The sequence below is a fragment of the Chryseobacterium paludis genome, assembly GCF_025403485.1.
Taxonomy (GTDB): Bacteria; Bacteroidota; Bacteroidia; order Flavobacteriales; family Weeksellaceae; genus Chryseobacterium; species Chryseobacterium paludis.
The window spans coordinates 157,767-175,449 of sequence record NZ_CP099966.1 but is presented as its reverse complement, the minus strand read 5'-3'; the positions used below and the strand labels follow the sequence as shown (position 1 = coordinate 175,449).

Sequence of the window (17,683 nt, the reverse complement as noted above, 5' to 3'; positions counted from 1 at the left end):
TTTATTTTCGGCTTATAGAACGGATTTTTAGAACAGTATCGAAAGTTCAGGTTATAGTAATTTGATAATCAATTGCTATTTATCGCAATTTTCAAGGATTAGATCATATTTAAACTTGACGTGTGCGAAAGATTCCATACTTGCATTACCTTGGACGGGAGAGCAGGTAGTCGGGAAAGCGATGCTCGCAGCTCATTGGCGCGGGCACTCGCTTGTTAATGTTAGTCTGTCTCCCGTCCAAGGTAATCAGACAAAACGTTAGGCAAGTGAGTGTCCGCGTCATTTTTATATACGCCAAAGCAATATTCATCGTAGGGTATCAATACCCATAAACATTCATGGTATGAGTAAACTCTTATCAGACGAAGTACGTTATTACCGTTATTTGGTGCTTACTCTTATTATTCTTCTGGGACTTAGCGCCATTTTTTCTATTTTACTTTCCATTCTTTTAGTACACAGTAATTTGTCGTGGGAACATGCTGAAACAGATATTCTTTCAGCCCTACAAAACCAAATCCGCCTCTTTTTACTTGCTGTATAACCCATTTTTGTTTTCTAAACCACGCCTCCCAAAATTACAGTAATGGCTCTAACATCTTTTTATATCATACAGGTTGACACCCATCCCGAAACTTCCGGTATTGTGCATTTCCGCTACCTTTCGGTGCATTGCCCCATCGCATTCGCACTCATGCACACTACAGCTGACAAGCAAAGCTATTTATATAAAATAATGCTTCTTTTTGTTCCCGATGGTAGGCAAATGAACCAATCTATAGTTACAGATATTAAATATATTGGCTCTAAGCAAGAGCTGGCAAACTGTATTTCTCACTTGCTTCTTTATGGTGAAAACGCAAGGGTAAACGTAAATGTAAACTAATCACTATGTCAACTACCAATACTTAGCAATGGTTATTACCAAAATCGTTTACAAAGAATTTACACTTTGGTATTAGGAAAAATTTTATTTTGATTAAACCCTTTTCCATGAGCTATTCCCTCGAATCCATCCGTCATATTGGTACATCTGGTGTAAGTGAAGCACAAAAAAGGATTATTTTAATTGTCAACACCATTTCCATTATTACCTCCTTGCTTGCGGTTTCAGCAGGGACATTTCTTTTTATACTCACTGGGAAGGCTGCTATTGGTATTGCGGCTTATACCGAGGTGGGTATGTTTTCCAGCATTATTGTCATGAACCATTATAGGAAGTATGGTGTGGCACGTATTGCCATTCACATCTTCCAAAATGCAACTGTACTATATTTCGGCCTGCTGTTCGGAAAACATGTAGACGTAAAGTTAATGATCGTTTTCTTAGGGATCATACCACTTCTTTTATTTTCCGACAAACATGTAAAGATTACCTGCTTCATTGTGACCTGCGTAACCTTGTTTATTCTCGAATACAATTACCAGTATCCCATTTTCGAACCAATATCCCTTAGTCTCCATGATGAGCGTATTACGCGCTGGTTAAGCCTATCCGTTATTTTGTTTTTGGTAATGGTTGTGGTCTGGTTTAATGAAGAAGACAAGCGAAAAGCTAATGAATCCCTTGCACACGCCAATGAAAAATTGGAACAGCTTACTGACCAGCTGCAACAATTAGTAGCATCAAAAGTCAAATATGTACAGCAAATAACTCATGAAATCAGAGGGCCATTTAATGCTATCTTTTCAATTGCCCAGCAGTTACTTGATAAATTACCCAAGTTTGATAATTTTAAACAAATCGAAGATGATATCCACACACTCAATGCAGGCTGCTATCAAACACTTAATATTATCAACAGTGCTTTAGATGTTTCTAAATTGGAAGTGGGTGGCTATCCGGTCACAATGAGTACGATCTGTGTTCGCAACTGGATAAAAGACATTATGGACATCTTCCAATACATAGCTTCCCATAAGCAGGTCACTATAAAAACAATAGTTCGGCCACGTGTTCCCAGTCACATTGAAGGAGATCATGAAAAATTGACACGGATTGTCAATAACCTACTGTACAACGCCATTAAATTTACCCGTAAAAACACTACAGTAACAATTACAGTAGATAGTAATGAAACATTTTGGAACATCAGTATTGCCGATCAAGGCAAAGGTATACCTAAAATAGAATTGGATGAAGCCTTTAAAATATTTCATTCCAGCAGTACTGACAGTGCAGAAGGAACGGGCCTCGGGCTTTATTTCGTAAGTGAAACCATTGGCCTTTTGAAAGGAAAGATAGAGGTCTTTACCCGCTCTGGACATGGTAGCAACTTCGTTACTCAATTCCCATTAATAACAGCTACTTCCATCCCAGAATCCCAGGCAGATGGGCATTCCCTAAAGCAGCCTGATCTTTTGGGGAAACAAATACTCATTATTGACGATGATCTGATGCAAGCCACTTACTTGAAAAAATTTTTGGAAAGTAACGGTGCCATCGTGCGTCTTGCAGAAACTGGAATAGACGGTTTTAAGGAATTGGATAAACAGGCAGCAGATCTGATTGTTTTGGACAATACATTACCGGATATTAGCGGCATTGAGGCCCTCCGTGCACTGCAAAAAAGCCATTTCGACCTAATTCCCGTGATCATGGTAACTGCCGATAAGAATATAACCCGAGACGATGCAATAGCTGCCGGTGCTTGTGATTATCTTCTAAAGCCAGTTATTCTAAAGGAATTAAGAACACTGGTGCATAACTGTTTCCAGGTTACCTCTACCAATGAGTAATAAAAACAAGGCTAGATAAAACATTGCTAACAGAAAAATCCATAAATAAAGCGGCTGCGACTTGTTTGCAGCCGCTATTGGTATTTTTATCAAGCCAGTTCAGGTTGGTCATATTTTACTCACAACGATCCGAAAAAAATGCTTGTCACCCTTCCCCGTATCTATTGTCCTTACAATGGAACGATTAACCCGCTTGTCCATTTGGCGGAAGACCATACAGACGCATGGTTACGCCAATTTAACTTACTACCAGATAACACTGCTTATAAAAATTACAGGGCTCAAGGTTTTGCTTACATGGTCGCAAGAATGTTTCCCATGGCGCCGCAACCATTGCTTTTTGCCCTTACAGATATTAATAGTCTTCTTTTTTTACTTGATGATCAAATAGATCCAGTTTCAAAGGATTCAGGAAAGGATAAACTACAACTACGTCCTTTTATTTCAGCTTTTATGTCCGTTTTGTTTAACCCATTGCCTCAGAAGTATACTCACCCTTTTCTATGCGCCTTAGCAGATTTCTGGAGCAGGGTTACTGTCATAACTTCGGACCTATGGCAGTGGCAGTTTGCAACAGCACTTTGCCAAACCTTTCATTCCGCGCTCTGGCAGATGGAGAATGTTAAAAACGGTTACAAACCGACCTTAGAAGAATATAAAATGCACCGCCGTTTTTTAGGAGCTGCTAATATCGCTACTGCTTCCATACCTGCCGTTTTGGATATTACCAGCAATTGGGGCCGCCTGACAATGCAGGTTGCTGAACTTACAACCTTGGCTGAAAATATTGTTTGCTGGGCAAATGATCTCTATAGCCTCACCAAAGAAATCGAACAGGGAGATACCTATAACCTCGTCTTGATTATTCAACAGGTATACAAGCTGTCTTTGGATGAGGCAATCAATAAGACAGTCGGTATTCATGACCAGGACATGAAACGTTTTCAGATTAAGGCAGATGCAGTTGCAGGAAATTCCCCTTTACTTTCCAACTATATAAATGGGCTGAAATATATTATCCGCGGAAATATGGATTGGTCAGAAAATGAAACAACCCGCTACCAGTTTGCACATGTAAAATAATCATATCTACTTATGGGGCGGCTTTTGGCGCTTATTTTCTATCTCTGTTGCAAGCATACCAAATATAACCCGCTTATCCACTCCTATCAGATAAGCAGCAGCGTTGATTTCCTCTACAGTAAAAGAACCTAGATGTTTAATCCGGTAAAGTAAAGTTTGGTAGTTCATCCCCATATCTTTTGCAAAATTCGTTTTCTTCACAGTCGGGAAAATAGAGCTGAAGGTTGTAGCATGCCCCGCGTCAATTAATACTTTTACGGTAGCATACACCTCTTTATTCTGGATTTTATGAGTTGTCATTGCTGATTAGTGAAATATTATCTATCACTAATATGCTCTAATAATTGACTGCTGCTATTTAATATATGACATTGTATATTTTATAGTTCACTAATTAATATTTTTAGTTCAATATTTCATCTTTTTATTTAAAAGGACTATATTTGATTCTCGTAGTTAACTTACTGTAAGCTAGTTATGAGTACTCCTGTTTTCAACCAAAACAACTATTATTCTTATCTAGCTGCAATTTAGATATGCCCTTATTCAATTAAGGCAAGCTTATTTCCTTCATATTTCAGTTACCAATAATTAAGTTAAATCCCATAGCATGGATAATTATATAACTGGTAGTGGCAACCCGGAAAAGCTATCATTATCAGACTGTTTTTCCCATGACGAAGCAATAGAGAACTACAGACTGTTTCTTTGTTATTACACCAGCACCCGCGAATTCATATTACATCGCAATTCACAATACCGCAGTCAGTTTCTAACTATTGCCCCAATTGCAGCTGACCTGTTACAATTGCATTATGATCCTACGTGGAAAATCCGTCTAGATATTTTCACTTCGTATAATGCGACAGATATCTGCCAACATTTGCAGCAGATAAATGAGTATAGAAAGACATGCCCTTTCTACCTGCGAGCAACGTCAACTGAGCGGGCATATCTCAATCTATTTGTAGAAGTTTTGCTCCAATGGATCTGCGAGGTATTACCTGTGGCTCGCTAAAAACGGCTGCACAATAAACTGCAAATATAAATCACTGAAAATTATGCAAAGAATGAGACAAACAACACACGCCACAAAGATTATCAGCGATGAGGAACTATTTTGTGATGAGGAACTATTTTATGATGATGTACGTAGACAGGGAAGTGAAATGAAATCGAGCAATATCATTTTCGGTTACTATGCACTTATTGAAAAGCTACACAATCCGGTTATGAATGAAATCGCTTTGGAATGCGACTGGCCTATCTCAAAATATCAAAGAAAAAGAAAATCACCCGCCGAAACAGTTTCTAATGCTGAAAAAGAAAAGATCATTGAGATACTCACCAAAAAGAAAAAGCAATTTGATAGGAATTTTGAGCTGTTCATGGCATCTGCAAAAGTGGATAAGAGCACTAAAAAACGTCGGTAAAACTTTAACAATAAATAATTATCATGATACCAGTTTCATTCAACAGAACCAAATCTTACGATGTTATAAATATTATGCAAATTACCTAAGGTTCATATTTCACCTATTTTATAATAGGAGATACATTTAGCTATCAATCGAAGATAAAAATTTGTGTATTCAACTATTTAATACTAAAATAGCATATAACAAAGTCAAAGGAGCCCTCTTGGGATGTGGACACCTTTCAAGTGGGTGAAGGTGTTTGCTTCAGAAGCAATGGGCTCCTCGGCCACAGTTACCTGCCCTGTATGAATCTCTGGTTTTTCAATTGACAACATTATGGTTCTCTCCACAGAAGCCAGCTGGGTTTTGAGAGCTGATAAGTGTTTTTCTTTGGGCCAACTACCTCCAACTACTTCTTCAAGTACCGGCAAGTCCTTTTCCAATTCTGTAATTTTTATATGCTCCTGTTCTATGAAGCCAGGGATTTTCTCAAGGGCGTTTAAAAAATTAAGTGATGCGGTCTTCGCATCTGTAGCCATCATCCCATTATTATAGCTGTATTTAATTCCGCCTTCGCCTTGTACAAAAAAGCGGTTATATTTTACGGCCTCACCTTCTTTTTTCATAACCTCTGTTTTCACCAAAAGGGAAAAACCATATAGTGAACCAATTTCCTGATAATTCCCTTCGGCAGCGAATTTCTCAGATAACATATTTAACCTGGCACCTACCTCTTTTACATTAGCATTTTCTGCAAGACCTATAAGTCGGATAGGATTGATTACCGTACCATCAGCATTTTTTCTAATCCTTCCTTGGAGGTGATCCCAATCGATATTCATCCGCTGCAAAAGAGATCTGTGGGATTTCAATTCGGCCTTGGTATCTTCGAGCTTAAATCTGGAGCTGCTCTTCGAACGGCTGAATGCTTGGCGCTCGCTTTCCAGTCCTGCGATCTGTTTTTCAAGTTTGGCTTTTTCAAGTAAATCGGTATTACCCGACAATATAGCAACGTATTCAGAATAATTCATTCCTGTACTTTCATCCATTCCCCCTTCATCAATGGTCCGTTTTCCCAAACTGTTTCTCTTAAGCTGATCAATAAACACCTGCTTGTTGTACAGGGTATTGAATTTGAAACTATCTAGCGATTTCTCAACGGCATAAATGAATACATCCACTTTATTGCCAGCAAAAAATTTGGCAATTTCATTGCCTTTTCTCACTGCCCTACCATCTCGCTGAGCTAAATCACTAGGGCGCCACGGAATATCCAGATGGTGAATAGCAATAGCCCTCTTTTGAGCGTTAACTCCTGTGCCAAGCATCTCTGTAGACCCGAATAATACCCGTATTTTACCTTCATTGACATCCCGGATAAGTTCTTTACGCTGCTTTTCTGTTTTGGCCTCCTGTATAAAACGTATTTCATGCGCTGGTATCCCGTGGTCAGTGACAAGCTTGCGCTTAATCTCAGTATATATGTTCCATTCACCAGGCTTATAAGTTCCAAGATCCGAAAAAACAAACTGTGTTCCTTTCTGTGTGTTAAATTTCTTGTGATACGATGCAATATTAGCAGCGCAAAGGGAAGCTTTATTGCCAGGATGGTCTTTATATTTCGGACTGATTAGCCTCATGTCGAGAGACATCTTCCGGGCATAGTCAGTAGCAATCAGCATCTTCGCTTTTTCTTCACTCTGAGAAAGTTTGGGCCTTCCCAATACTTCTGCATTTCCACTCTTGGCAAATTCCATCAACTTTTTAATGAAAACCTCCTGATCAGGAGTCGGTGGAATGTGGTACAGAATTTCGTTTTTCTCAGGGCGGTCAATACCAATATCTTTGGCGGTACGGTAATCGGTTATTTCTGCATAAAACTGCGCAAGTTCAGGTACCTTAATGAAAAAACGAAATCGTTCCTTTGATACAATGTTATTGGCAACCGAAAATTCATAATCTACAGTCTTACGGGCAAATATGGCCGCCCAAGCATCAAAGCAAGTAATACCCTGCTTTTCCATAGCTTTAGGACGTAGGTATTTAAAAAGCAGGTACAACTCTGTTAATGAATTACTGATCGTCGTTCCTGAAAGGAAAGTAGCACCCAAATCTTTACCCGAACGCTCCTGGATCGTGCGGAGGGCAAAAAGCAGGTTCATCGCCTTCTGACTCCCAGCCATATTTCCCAATCCGGCAACCCTGTCATGCCGCGTATTGAACATGAGATTTTTGAACTTATGGCTTTCATCAACAAACAAATGGTCGATACCCATCATCTTAAAGTCTACAATATCGTCCTTGCGGGTTTCAATGTCATGTTTTAGTGTTTTGAGCTTAACTTCTAAATTTTGTCTGCGTAACTGTACTCCTTTCAACATGGCACGGGAGACATTTTTCCCCTGAGACTCCAGAACCCTCAAATTCTCTTCAACACTTTCAAGCTCCGCTTGCAGAATTTCTTGTTGCAGTTCAGGAGACTGAGGGATCATACCAAACTGATCATGGGTAAGAATAACACAGTCCCAGTCATTGTTTTTAATATCACCAAAGATGCGCTGGCGTTTTCCAGGAGTAAAATCATCTTTGCCAGGATATAGTATTTTGGCATGGGGATAAGCCTTCCGATAGGTTTCTGCTATTTCATGAACATTAGCCTTTAATCCAATGATCATGGGTTTATAAGCGAGTCCCAAACGCTTCATTTCCTGTGCTGCAGTACACATGATCAAGGTCTTACCTGCGCCCACCTCATGATCACAAATGGCTCCGCCATTAAGTTTAATCATCCATACAGCATCTTTCTGGCTGGGATATAAGTCCTCCATACCCAAAGCTTTGCGGTCAAGGCCAGGGAATGCCTGATGAGAACCGTCATACTGCGGACGGACAAAGCAGTTAAAGTTATCGTTGTATTGATCAGTTAACCGATTTTTAAATTCATGATCCTGCGCATATAACCAGTCGGTAAAAGCTCCACGGATCTCATCAATCTTAGTATTAGCCATCTGAACCGCCTGAATATCCCTTACCGTTACCTCCTGATCCCCTATCATCACTTTCTTAGTGATATCTGGGGTTGTGTTCACAAGTGCATATTTTAATAGCGCAATACCATCATACGTGCGGCTTTCAGACTTAATGGCGTACTTTTCCGTGATATGAATATTCTTGGATGGACAATGGATGGAAAAATCATCAGTACTTTCCATGTATCCGATGTTCACCCCTGTGTTAAACAGAGAAGAAGCAAAACGACTGTAGATCTCCGGGGCTATCCACCTTTCCCCTAGATTAAAATCAAGCTCCTCAAACTCAATCCGCTCCGGCCTCACACTTTCCAGTACCTTCAGGCTAAGGGTAGCCTCGTTGTCCTCTGGATATTTGAGAAGGTAGGAACTAATTTCTTTAGCCTTGGTTACGACATCTCCCGAAATCCATTTTTCGGAGATCTCATATTGTCTTTCAATAGGGTTATAATATATACGACCATGGAGAGCCGTCTTTAGCTCTTCTTTGGTAATCCCACTGATCTGTTCCATATACCCCAAATCGACACCTCCAAAGATATTCAGGGATGCTATTAATGCCTCTTCAGGAGTTTCTACAACGGTCAAAGATGTAGAAAAACTGACCGGATGGTTAAAGATATCAGCCTTATGAATCACACCTCCTACCACACGCTCTAAATAAGGTATTTCCTTACCGGAACTGTCCGTTTTGATCAACTTAATGTTTTCTGCTTCATTCAGCTTTCCATATTTCTTGATATAGGCATCATACAGGCTATTAAGATTTCTTCTTTCTTCCTTGTGTTCAGTGTGTAGTTCTGCCTCTTTCTGATAAAGATCCTGATAGGCATCCCGGAGAGCGATATAGGCTTTAGCTCTTTCCTTTTGACTAGAGGGTAAACTCAATGGATGAAACGTTGCTGTTTTTCTGTGTCTATCCATTTTTTGGAGATACCCCACAGTTCCTTGATATCCTACCAGACAATCATCCCTATAAAAGTTCTTCCACTGCCCTGAGTAAGAAACGGGTGCATCCGGATTAGTGATTGTAGTTTCTACCTGATCTTCCAATGAGGAAAATAGATCTCCAATAACGCCATTTTTCTCGCTCATCTTGGAGATTGGTGCAGGTGGAGTCATTTTTTTATCAGCTGCATTTACTGGCAAGGAATCAAAAAGCCCAGGCTGCCGACGAGGATGTGTTTTCCCTTTGGAAATACTAGTTTTTTTCTTTGATGGAGATGCTGCTATTGCAGCGTTTGCATTATGATCAAAAAGGCTAAATAAACTTAACTGCACCTCTACCTGCGAAGAGTGGGCTTCCATTTTGGGAGCTGTAAGCTCTTTCTTTTCTTTAGGAGCTGCCGGAGAAGTGGTGGCTACGAACTGTTTTCTCTCGTCATCCAATGCCACCAACGATGGTCTATTAATGGATGGCAAAGCAACTTCCTGAAAGAACTTGTTATAGAGTTTAAGATCAAAACGATTTTTAAAATCGGTTGTTAGTATATTCTTAGTTTCATGAGCAATAGCGGCTATACCGCCACTATGTAAAAGCAAAGTTGTTGGCTTTCCATATCCGTCAGTAGATGCAATGGTTTTATTACTTACAACTGGATTAGCATATCGGATGAAAGCATTGATATGATCATTTTGCTCAGTAGGTAATGTCTCGCAGAAATATTTCTCCAATTCTGAAAGCCCCTGTTTGTTACTATTTTTCTGTAGGACTACCAGGTCACTACCTACATCGGTTCCTGCGTAGTCTGAAAAAAGGTTGTTGGGGAAACGTACTACCGATAGCAACTGGTGTTCTTTCATCAGCGCCTCACGTATAGCATGATTGCCTGGACTGTCCAACACCCCACGACTTGTGATAAAGGCTAGTATCCCCCCGTCACGGAGGGCATCAGTCCCCTTCAGGAAAAAATAATTATGGATACCACGCGACGCCTGCATACGAGCAGCATCGTTACCGCGTGAATAACTGAGATCAAAAACGGCACTTGTTCCGAATGGAATGTTACCTGTCACAACATCATAACTATTTAAGTCTTCTTTGGGAAATTCTTCAAAACCACTGATATGAATATCCTGATGTGGATATAGCTGTGTAAGGATCTTCCCTGTTAAAATATCCTTTTCGTAAGCGGTAGTATGTAACACCTCTTTTCCCGAAAAAGGAAGGAGGAAAGCACCTATTCCTGCTGAGGGTTCAAGAAACCTCCGAATGTCTACTCCATGCTCTTTAAATACCTCAGAAAGAACATTGACTATTTCTGGAGGGGTATAAAATGAGGTGAGTACTGAAGTACGAAGGCTATCAAGAAATTGACGATATTCCTTCTCATCACCGGCATTTTCCCGAAGAAGCTTAAACAATTCCTGTGTAGAAGCAAAGAGGCCATGTTCATAATCTTTCCAGTGCTTTATATCGTTAGGATGGTCAGCAGGGTTAAGAACAAATTTAAGTCCGCCGAAACCACTATACAGCATAAGCATATTTCTTTCAGCCTCGGTAGCATGACGCTTTTCTTTCTCTAATCGAAACATCGTACGCACTGCCTCTGTATTCTGCCTAAGATGCTCACGCTTACTAAAGGCCATGATCTTCAATCCAGAGTTGAATAGTTCCTGTCAGCTCCGTATAGAGCAATTCGTAATCCTGATGATCCTGAAAATCATCAGTCAGGATATAACCTTTAAATACTTCTTCACATACCGGAAGCATCTTCATGGCAAAAGGCTGTAACTCTTCATCCGCCATCAACCTGTCAAACTCATTACATACCACTTTAAACACGGTATCGTATCTTGAAAAATGCAGCCCCTCAAAAAGGACTTTTTCAGCCATACGTAAACTTGCATCGTGGGAATTCCCTGCCTTAAATGCCTGTTCATAAACATTTGCGCAATTTGTGGAGCGCTCCTCCACAAATGCGGTATCACCCACCTTTTCAGGGAAACTGCTCACTAGCAATTCCAATAACCTTAATGTGAAATAAGAAAGGTCTTTTGCTTCTATACTCATACTCTTTTCTTTAATTTAAATCAAAGTCAAAAGTATCATGGAAAGTCAGTGAATCTTGGAGATGGCCTCCCATGTCCACTATTGGCTGCCATAGGCAATTTTAAAACCTGAATTGCAAGAGAAATTCGTATTTTTGGAGGTACGAAAAATGATTCGTTAAAACACCATGATGCATATAATCCCTACATTGGATGTCTCCCAAATTTTACTCTTTGAATTTTGGCTACAGGATGCCATGATGAAGTTTGATAGCAAAGGTGCTAAAGAAGTCGCCGGGTATATTGAAGATGGTCTTCATGGTGGAAATCCTTATATATATCAATATATGAGAAGCATTAACTACGACTTTTTCACATTAAAAGGAGGGGTTAATGCATTTAGAAAACTTCCAGACTTACTACGACGAGGAGTATACTCTACTGAGGAATATAAAACCTACAAGATGTTTTTAGAAAATGAAGCTAAAAGGCTGCATTGCGAAATATCTGACCTGGAACTTAGTGATGGTGATTTTGATTACGAAAGTGTTGTATGGTAAGGAAAATAAAAACTCCCCATTAAGGGGAGTAAAAATAGATTCCTAGTTTCTGTATCTTTTGAAGCACTTTATACAGACTTAAATTCAAATGAAGATTCTCCTTTTTCATTTAAGACGATGTAAGCATCAAATTTCTTTCCTGACTTGCTTTTCATGCCTTTAATCAGCCCCGTTTTCCCTTTCGTAGTGAGACTATCTATATCTGTATTAGTTAATACTACTCCACATACATTTCGGAACTGAAACCAGTTACAGGATTCATCAGGGCATTTTACAATCTTGTCCCGAATAAGCAGATGCTGTTTCTTGCACTTCGGACAGACCAGTGCAGGTAGTTTTTCTATGGAATCGGATAAAGCCAGCAGTTCCCTGGTAATTGACCCCGCATAAGTCTCCATTTCTTTTTCAAAGGTCTGGGCATCGCCTTCCTTATTTTCGATCTTTGCCAAAGCAAGTTCCCATTCAGCCGTCATTGAAGCATCAGCAATCTTTTTGTCTTTTACCCAATTATAAACCTGCAATCCTTTATCTGTCGGGATCAGTGATTTCTTTTCACGAATAATATATTCCCGACTGAAGAGTGCCTCAATAATAGCTGCCCTGGTAGCAGGTGTTCCGATACCAATGCCCTGTAAAACCTTACGCTCATCATCATTTTCAATTTCCTTCCCCGCATTTTCCATAGCAGATAATAAACTTGCCTCAGTATAAAGCAACGGCGGCTTAGTTTTCTTTTCCAGCACGCCAGCACGTCCAATCTTCAACTCATCACCCACATGTAGTTCCGGGAGCTCTTGAGCAGTACCATTTTCTTCATCTATAAAACTTCCTTTAATACCACGCCAGCCTATATCCAGTATTTGGCATCCTTTCAACGTAAAATCATAGTGTAGCGCCTGTAAAGTGACATCTGTGATTTTCTTCTCACAGGCTTGTCCAACAACCTCTAACAGACGTAACGCAATCATATCATAAATAGCATTCTCCTTTGCCGGTAGCACCGTAGGAACTTTCTCAGTCACCAGTAGCCCATGATGGTCAGTTACTTTTACATCATTAACAATACGTTTATTGAAGCGGCCCCAAGTAATCTTTTTACAAGCTTCCTTTAAGGACGGTTTTTCATCCAAGGCTCTGGCAAGAGCTGGAATCTCAGGCCACAGATCTTCAGAAATATACCTACTACCTGTGCGCGGATAGGTAATGAATTTATTCTCATACAAGCTTTGGGCTATATTTAGGGTTTCTTCAGCAGAAAATCCCAGGCTTTTGTTTGCCTCCTTCTGTAGCCCTGTAAGATCAAAAAGTAGCGGCGGTTGTTCAGTAACTGTTTTATGCTCCACTGTGCTCACCGTTGCTATGCCTATCCGTATAACGGCTTTCTGCACATCTTCCGCCTTTTGCATGTTGTCCCACCTGGAGACCGAGAGACTGCTAAAATCCGTAAACTCCTTGCGATGCCAAAGCTGAACCTGCCAGTATTTCTGGACAACAAAGTTTTTGTTTTCCCTATACCGCTTACAGATCAATGCCAAGGTTGGTGTTTGTACTCGTCCCAAAGAATATATTCCACTGTTGGCGGTGATGGTCAACGCCTGAGAAGCGTTAATCCCCACCAGCCAGTCTGCGTGACTCCGTGCTCTCCCCGCCTGATAAAGACCATCAAAATCACCTCCTGGCCTAAGATTCTCAAAACCCGACCTTATTGACTTTTCCGTAAGGGAACTTATCCAGAGTCGTTCAAAGGGTTTTGTACATTGCAGATATTGATAAATAAAACGGAATATAAGCTCGCCTTCTCTTCCTGCATCTGTTGCTACAATAATACTGTCACAGCTTTTAACTACTTTATCAATAACCATTAACTGCTTTAAAGCTCCCTTATCCGGCTCATAAGCCTTGTTTTTTCTCACTTTCCTTACTGTCAGTACAAATGGATCAGGCAGGATCGGTAAAGACTCCTGCCTGAAACCTGTAATACCATAATCTTCTGGCATTCCCAGAGCCACCAGGTGACCCAAAGCCCAAGTAACCTTGTAACCACCCCCTTCGAAGTAACCGTCATTCTTTTCGGCAGCCCCTAAAAGAGAAGCAATCTCCCTGGCTACACTCGGTTTCTCTGCAATTATTGCTTTCATAATATCTCTTTGATGAATTATTCACAACTATAATTTTCTCCCATTAGATTTAATTGTAGTCTCAGGTTTTTGATCCTCTTGCTGCTTGGCATTTTTAGGAGTTTGCTGACCTGGCTTCAACGGCTCCTGAATCTTGTTGGTAGCCTCATTAGTCTTACCACCAGAATTAACAGCTACCTGTGTGGCATGAGCCTGAGAAGGTTTCACTTTATCTTTCAGCGCATTAGGATCTTTAAAGGAAAACATGGTTTTTCCATTCTCCTTATTAAAGGTGATATACCCTTTATATTCTTCCCCTTTCTTATCAATAAGCCCAGTCACATACACTGTCTTCCCTTCTTGAAACTTTTGGAATTGTTTGTCATCAAGTTCCTTACCCCTAAAGACTCTTGAAGCCTCCTTTATTCCATTTTGGCCTTGTGACAAGTGGTTACTATTATTTCTATCAAAAAGAAATTCTACATAACGTTTGTCAGCATTAAACTGAACATTAGCATCGAATTTTTCTCCTTTACTGGAAGTCATCCCTTCAATAAAGAGGGGCTTGCCTTCTTGTAAGGTCTTCTTTTGGTCTTCACTTAAGATGATCCCTTTAATTTCATTTGGGATTTTGATCCAATCAGAACGATATGCCACAAGTTCATTGGTCAATCGATCAACACTAATTAAAGACGGAATAGGTTCACCCGTTTTGGGGTTCGTCAGATCAACAATACGTCCCATATTCCCGGTCATCCGTAGGTTAGACTTATCCTCGTCAGTAAATTGATGACCAAAAAAATGAGAATTAAGGTTGGGCTCTTTTCGGATGCCATGAATGGCCATCACTACTTTTCCGCCCCTCTCCTGAAGGGACAGCCTCCCTTCACCGCTTAGGATACAGGAACCCAGGTTAACATTCACAGGAACTACTACATTAGTTTTATAACCTTTAAGTAGCGGTTCCAAAAGATTCTTCTCTTCCAGCTTCTCTTTACTTAGGCCCAGGTTAGATATTGTTTCCCAGTCGATCTGTTCGGGCTTAAAGCGGTATTCCTGTGAAACTGCTTTTTCTGCTGGTGCTACTGTATTGGTTTGCGGTGTTACCTCTGTTGTGTCCATTGTAATTTCTTTTTTTTGTTGATGTTTTTGTGTTTCTTTTACCTGATGTTTTTCCATAAGTCCTTCTCCCTCTTTCGTAGGAGAATTAATATGATCTTGCATTTTCTTCGCCATCCCAATGGCAGATTTCAAAGGAACTTTAAAAAATGAAAAACGAGTTGGGTCTTTGAGCTGGCGAAAAAAATTTGAAAAAAAATTGGTAAATAAATCCCCGTGCATATCTACACGCATGAACTCACTCTGGTTTTTTTTCGCTACATCTGCCTTTTTTAGCTGCCCATCCTTATCAATTCCGGTAACTGCCGAGATTTTCTTTTCTTCTTTATCCAACACCAACAAGATCTCATGAAGTTGTCCGGTCTCGGGCAGTGGCTCTTTTGTTAAAATTTCTTCTTCCATTATTTCATTATTTTTATTCGAATGTAGCCTGAGATAAATATCATTCAGAGTGTTCTGTCCGCCTTTGTCCGAGAAAGGCATTTATAGTGTCGATCTTAGCTAATCTTCTATTGGGTGCGATAATCCTTCTCGCATAAACTGATGAACGTCTGAAAGCTTATAGTAGGTTCGTCCACCGAGCATATAATACCGAAGCTTTCCAGAACTTCGGTACCGCTGTAATGAACGCCGGCTGACTTGAAGGGTACGACATGCATCCTGATTATTTAAAAGCTGTTCATTATCTATGATATACCTCCGGTTCTCAGGAGTTTTTCTTTGATACTCTATTGCATCTTGATTGGAGATGGTCTGCCCCTTTTCCTTATCCAAAATCAGAAGAATCTTCTGTAGCTGTCCTGCAATGGCTCGCAGTTCTATTTTCAGGTCTTTTCTTTTCATAGTTTCTTTATATTAATTAAGAGGGATAGGAATAAAGTGACTACCCAGAATCCTTTCTTCTTGAAGGACATTTATCCTGAATTAGGCTTTTTGTACCGGGTGGGAGAACCCTTCCCTGATAAACTGATGTACGTCTGAGAGTTTATAGTATGGTTTGCCACTGATTCTGTAATAAGGTAGTCTTCCCGAACCACGGTAGCGCTGCAATGATCGGCTGCTAATCTTAAGGATCTGAAGCACATCCTGGTTATCCAAAAGCTCTTCACCATCTACTAAATGCTGTCGCTTATCAGAAGACTTTAGCTGCTCTGCCAGGATATCAAGGCGGGTTGAAATCCGCTCCATCCATGCGATAAATTCCATCTTGTCTATATTCATGATAATGGGGTTTTGCTTCTTACAAAGCTCCTCACACTTCATTAAATTGATTGCCAAGGCTTACCCACCGCATTGCTATTTTTTTTAAATAGCACTAAAAATCATACTGCTGTACTTATATAGAGGTTTGAGAGGAATGGCAAAGTAATTGGGAAGGAAACAGGACGAGATGCCAATGGGCACACATGGGCATCAGTTTGATTGACAATGATGAGATCGCTATAAAATTGGGAGGCCCAATTATAAATCCTTTTCCTTATAGGAGTCAAGGCTTGATTTAAGTCGGTCCAGGTAAGAATCACCGGTACGAAACTTCATTCGGTGAAAAGCATGATTGGCATCCCCTAACTGAACATTAAATACCATCTGGAATAAGGTCACCAACTGCCGGATGCTTAATTTCCCATATCCCACCGACTGAGAAGCGTGAAGAGCATAAATAAGCTCGATGAGCGCATTTTTAGATTCAGTCCATAAAAATTTTTTATCTCCAAGATTTTCCGGTAATGAATTACCGGATTGATCAAATTGCCCAGAAAGGCGTAAATGAAGATATTCGTACAATAATTCACATTCTATGATTCGTGCCGCTTCATAATCGTAATAGGTAGAAAAACGATGGTCAGCATCGAAAAAACGGCTCCTTGCACCAGGCAGCAAATCAAGGTGTCCTCTCACAAAATACTCCTCATCTTTCTCTGTGCTTTCAGACCTGTAATATTTATAGAAATCAGTTCCCGCAATATCCCTGATATAATAACTTTCGAGTTTTTCTAGTTTTCCCTTGAAATATTTTTGAGAGATATTACCTACTTCAACAGGTCTGCCGGCTTCAATCTTAAAAATCTTATTGTAATAAAGCAGCTTCCCAAAAATCAGCGGCTTAATGGTCCTAAAAAACTCAATTTCATCCTCAGTATTCTCAAATCCCTCTTTAAGCACACACTCTTTCAACTTTTCAAGATGTTCATGCAAACAGGTCATCATCTTTCGGGATTCTGTTACCACTCGCTCAGGGGCTAAAGTAATTCTCTCCTCTTCCTCCTTTAAGATTTTTAGAGTGTTTCTGAATGTGGGTTTCATGGATTTTAATTAATGGGTTATGCAAACATTTATGGGGTAATTTCTTAATATTAACGATACATTTTGAGCTAAACGTCCCAGTGATAATTGAATTTATTAGCATACGATTTCTAAGCCTATTGCCAAGGGGATCTGGTCTGAAGAATATTTGTCACTGTAAATTTCTCTTTTTCTTATCAATTATAACAACGCTGGTTCATTTCTGTTATCTTTGATTGAATTAGTGCCCTATTTTCAAAATTATTCGAGGACTTTTGGTGATTGAAAATCTCTAATTACATTGTTCATTTTCAGATTATTTCTAGCAAATAAACGATATCTGC

Annotated in this window: 14 protein-coding genes; 6 read left to right on the top strand and 8 right to left on the bottom strand. The window is 39.9% G+C overall.

The window, feature by feature from the left end; all coding sequences use genetic code 11:
• Positions 1-343: 343 nt before the first annotated feature.
• The 4 genes from NG806_RS00745 to NG806_RS00730 all read left to right on the top strand — a co-directional run bounded on the left by NG806_RS00745 (position 344) and on the right by NG806_RS00730 (position 3,822).
• The gene (locus tag NG806_RS00745) at positions 344-544 is read left to right on the top strand and encodes a hypothetical protein (RefSeq protein ID WP_261511549.1); all 201 of its coding nucleotides are present in this window, start codon (positions 344-346) and stop codon (positions 542-544) included.
• Between the two features lie 42 nt (positions 545-586).
• The gene (locus NG806_RS00740; RefSeq protein ID WP_261511548.1) at positions 587-886 is read left to right on the top strand and encodes a hypothetical protein; all 300 of its coding nucleotides are present in this window, start codon (positions 587-589) and stop codon (positions 884-886) included.
• A 107-nt stretch (positions 887-993) separates the two neighbouring features.
• Positions 994-2,739, top strand: a complete 1,746-nt coding sequence (locus NG806_RS00735) for an ATP-binding response regulator (RefSeq protein WP_261511547.1) — start codon at positions 994-996, stop codon at positions 2,737-2,739.
• A 318-nt stretch (positions 2,740-3,057) separates the two neighbouring features.
• The gene (locus NG806_RS00730) at positions 3,058-3,822 is read left to right on the top strand and encodes a terpene synthase family protein (RefSeq protein ID WP_261511546.1); all 765 of its coding nucleotides are present in this window, start codon (positions 3,058-3,060) and stop codon (positions 3,820-3,822) included.
• 6 nt (positions 3,823-3,828) lie between these two features.
• Here the strand turns inward: NG806_RS00730 and NG806_RS00725 are convergent, their stop codons facing one another.
• Positions 3,829-4,122, bottom strand: a complete 294-nt coding sequence (locus NG806_RS00725; RefSeq protein ID WP_261511545.1) for a hypothetical protein — start codon at positions 4,120-4,122, stop codon at positions 3,829-3,831.
• A 770-nt stretch (positions 4,123-4,892) separates the two neighbouring features.
• On the opposite strand from NG806_RS00725, the gene NG806_RS00720 reads away from it, so the two are divergent.
• On the top strand, positions 4,893-5,255 hold the full coding sequence (locus NG806_RS00720) for a hypothetical protein (RefSeq protein WP_261511544.1): 363 nt from the start codon (positions 4,893-4,895) through the stop codon (positions 5,253-5,255).
• Positions 5,256-5,449: 194 nt separating this feature from the next.
• Here the strand turns inward: NG806_RS00720 and NG806_RS00715 are convergent, their stop codons facing one another.
• Positions 5,450-10,858, bottom strand: coding sequence for an N-6 DNA methylase (locus tag NG806_RS00715; RefSeq protein ID WP_261511543.1), 5,409 nt, complete (start codon positions 10,856-10,858; stop codon positions 5,450-5,452).
• Complete coding sequence (locus NG806_RS00710) at positions 10,848-11,282, bottom strand: DUF1896 domain-containing protein (protein WP_261511542.1); 435 nt, start codon at positions 11,280-11,282, stop codon at positions 10,848-10,850. The genes NG806_RS00715 and NG806_RS00710 overlap by 11 nt, the downstream gene beginning before the upstream one ends.
• Positions 11,283-11,448: 166 nt before the next feature.
• Between NG806_RS00710 and NG806_RS00705 the strand changes: the two genes are divergently transcribed.
• On the top strand, positions 11,449-11,820 hold the full coding sequence (locus tag NG806_RS00705; protein ID WP_261511541.1) for a DUF6904 family protein: 372 nt from the start codon (positions 11,449-11,451) through the stop codon (positions 11,818-11,820).
• Between the two features lie 68 nt (positions 11,821-11,888).
• On the opposite strand, the gene NG806_RS00700 is transcribed toward NG806_RS00705, so the two are convergent.
• The 5 genes from NG806_RS00700 to NG806_RS00680 all read right to left on the bottom strand — a co-directional run bounded on the left by NG806_RS00700 (position 11,889) and on the right by NG806_RS00680 (position 17,360).
• Positions 11,889-13,958 (bottom strand): type IA DNA topoisomerase, encoded by a 2,070-nt coding sequence (locus tag NG806_RS00700; protein ID WP_261511540.1) that lies wholly within the window; start codon positions 13,956-13,958, stop codon positions 11,889-11,891.
• 27 nt (positions 13,959-13,985) lie between these two features.
• Entirely contained in the window at positions 13,986-15,458 is a 1,473-nt protein-coding gene (locus NG806_RS00695) for a DUF3945 domain-containing protein (RefSeq protein ID WP_261511539.1), read from the bottom strand.
• A 99-nt stretch (positions 15,459-15,557) separates the two neighbouring features.
• A complete protein-coding gene (locus tag NG806_RS00690; protein WP_261511538.1) occupies positions 15,558-15,899 on the bottom strand; it encodes a helix-turn-helix domain-containing protein in 342 nt (113 codons plus the stop codon).
• A gap of 81 nt (positions 15,900-15,980) precedes the next feature.
• The gene (locus NG806_RS00685; protein WP_261513150.1) at positions 15,981-16,277 is read right to left on the bottom strand and encodes a helix-turn-helix domain-containing protein; all 297 of its coding nucleotides are present in this window, start codon (positions 16,275-16,277) and stop codon (positions 15,981-15,983) included.
• Positions 16,278-16,517: 240 nt separating this feature from the next.
• Complete coding sequence (locus NG806_RS00680) at positions 16,518-17,360, bottom strand: RteC domain-containing protein (RefSeq protein ID WP_261511537.1); 843 nt, start codon at positions 17,358-17,360, stop codon at positions 16,518-16,520.
• Positions 17,361-17,683 lie beyond the last annotated feature (323 nt).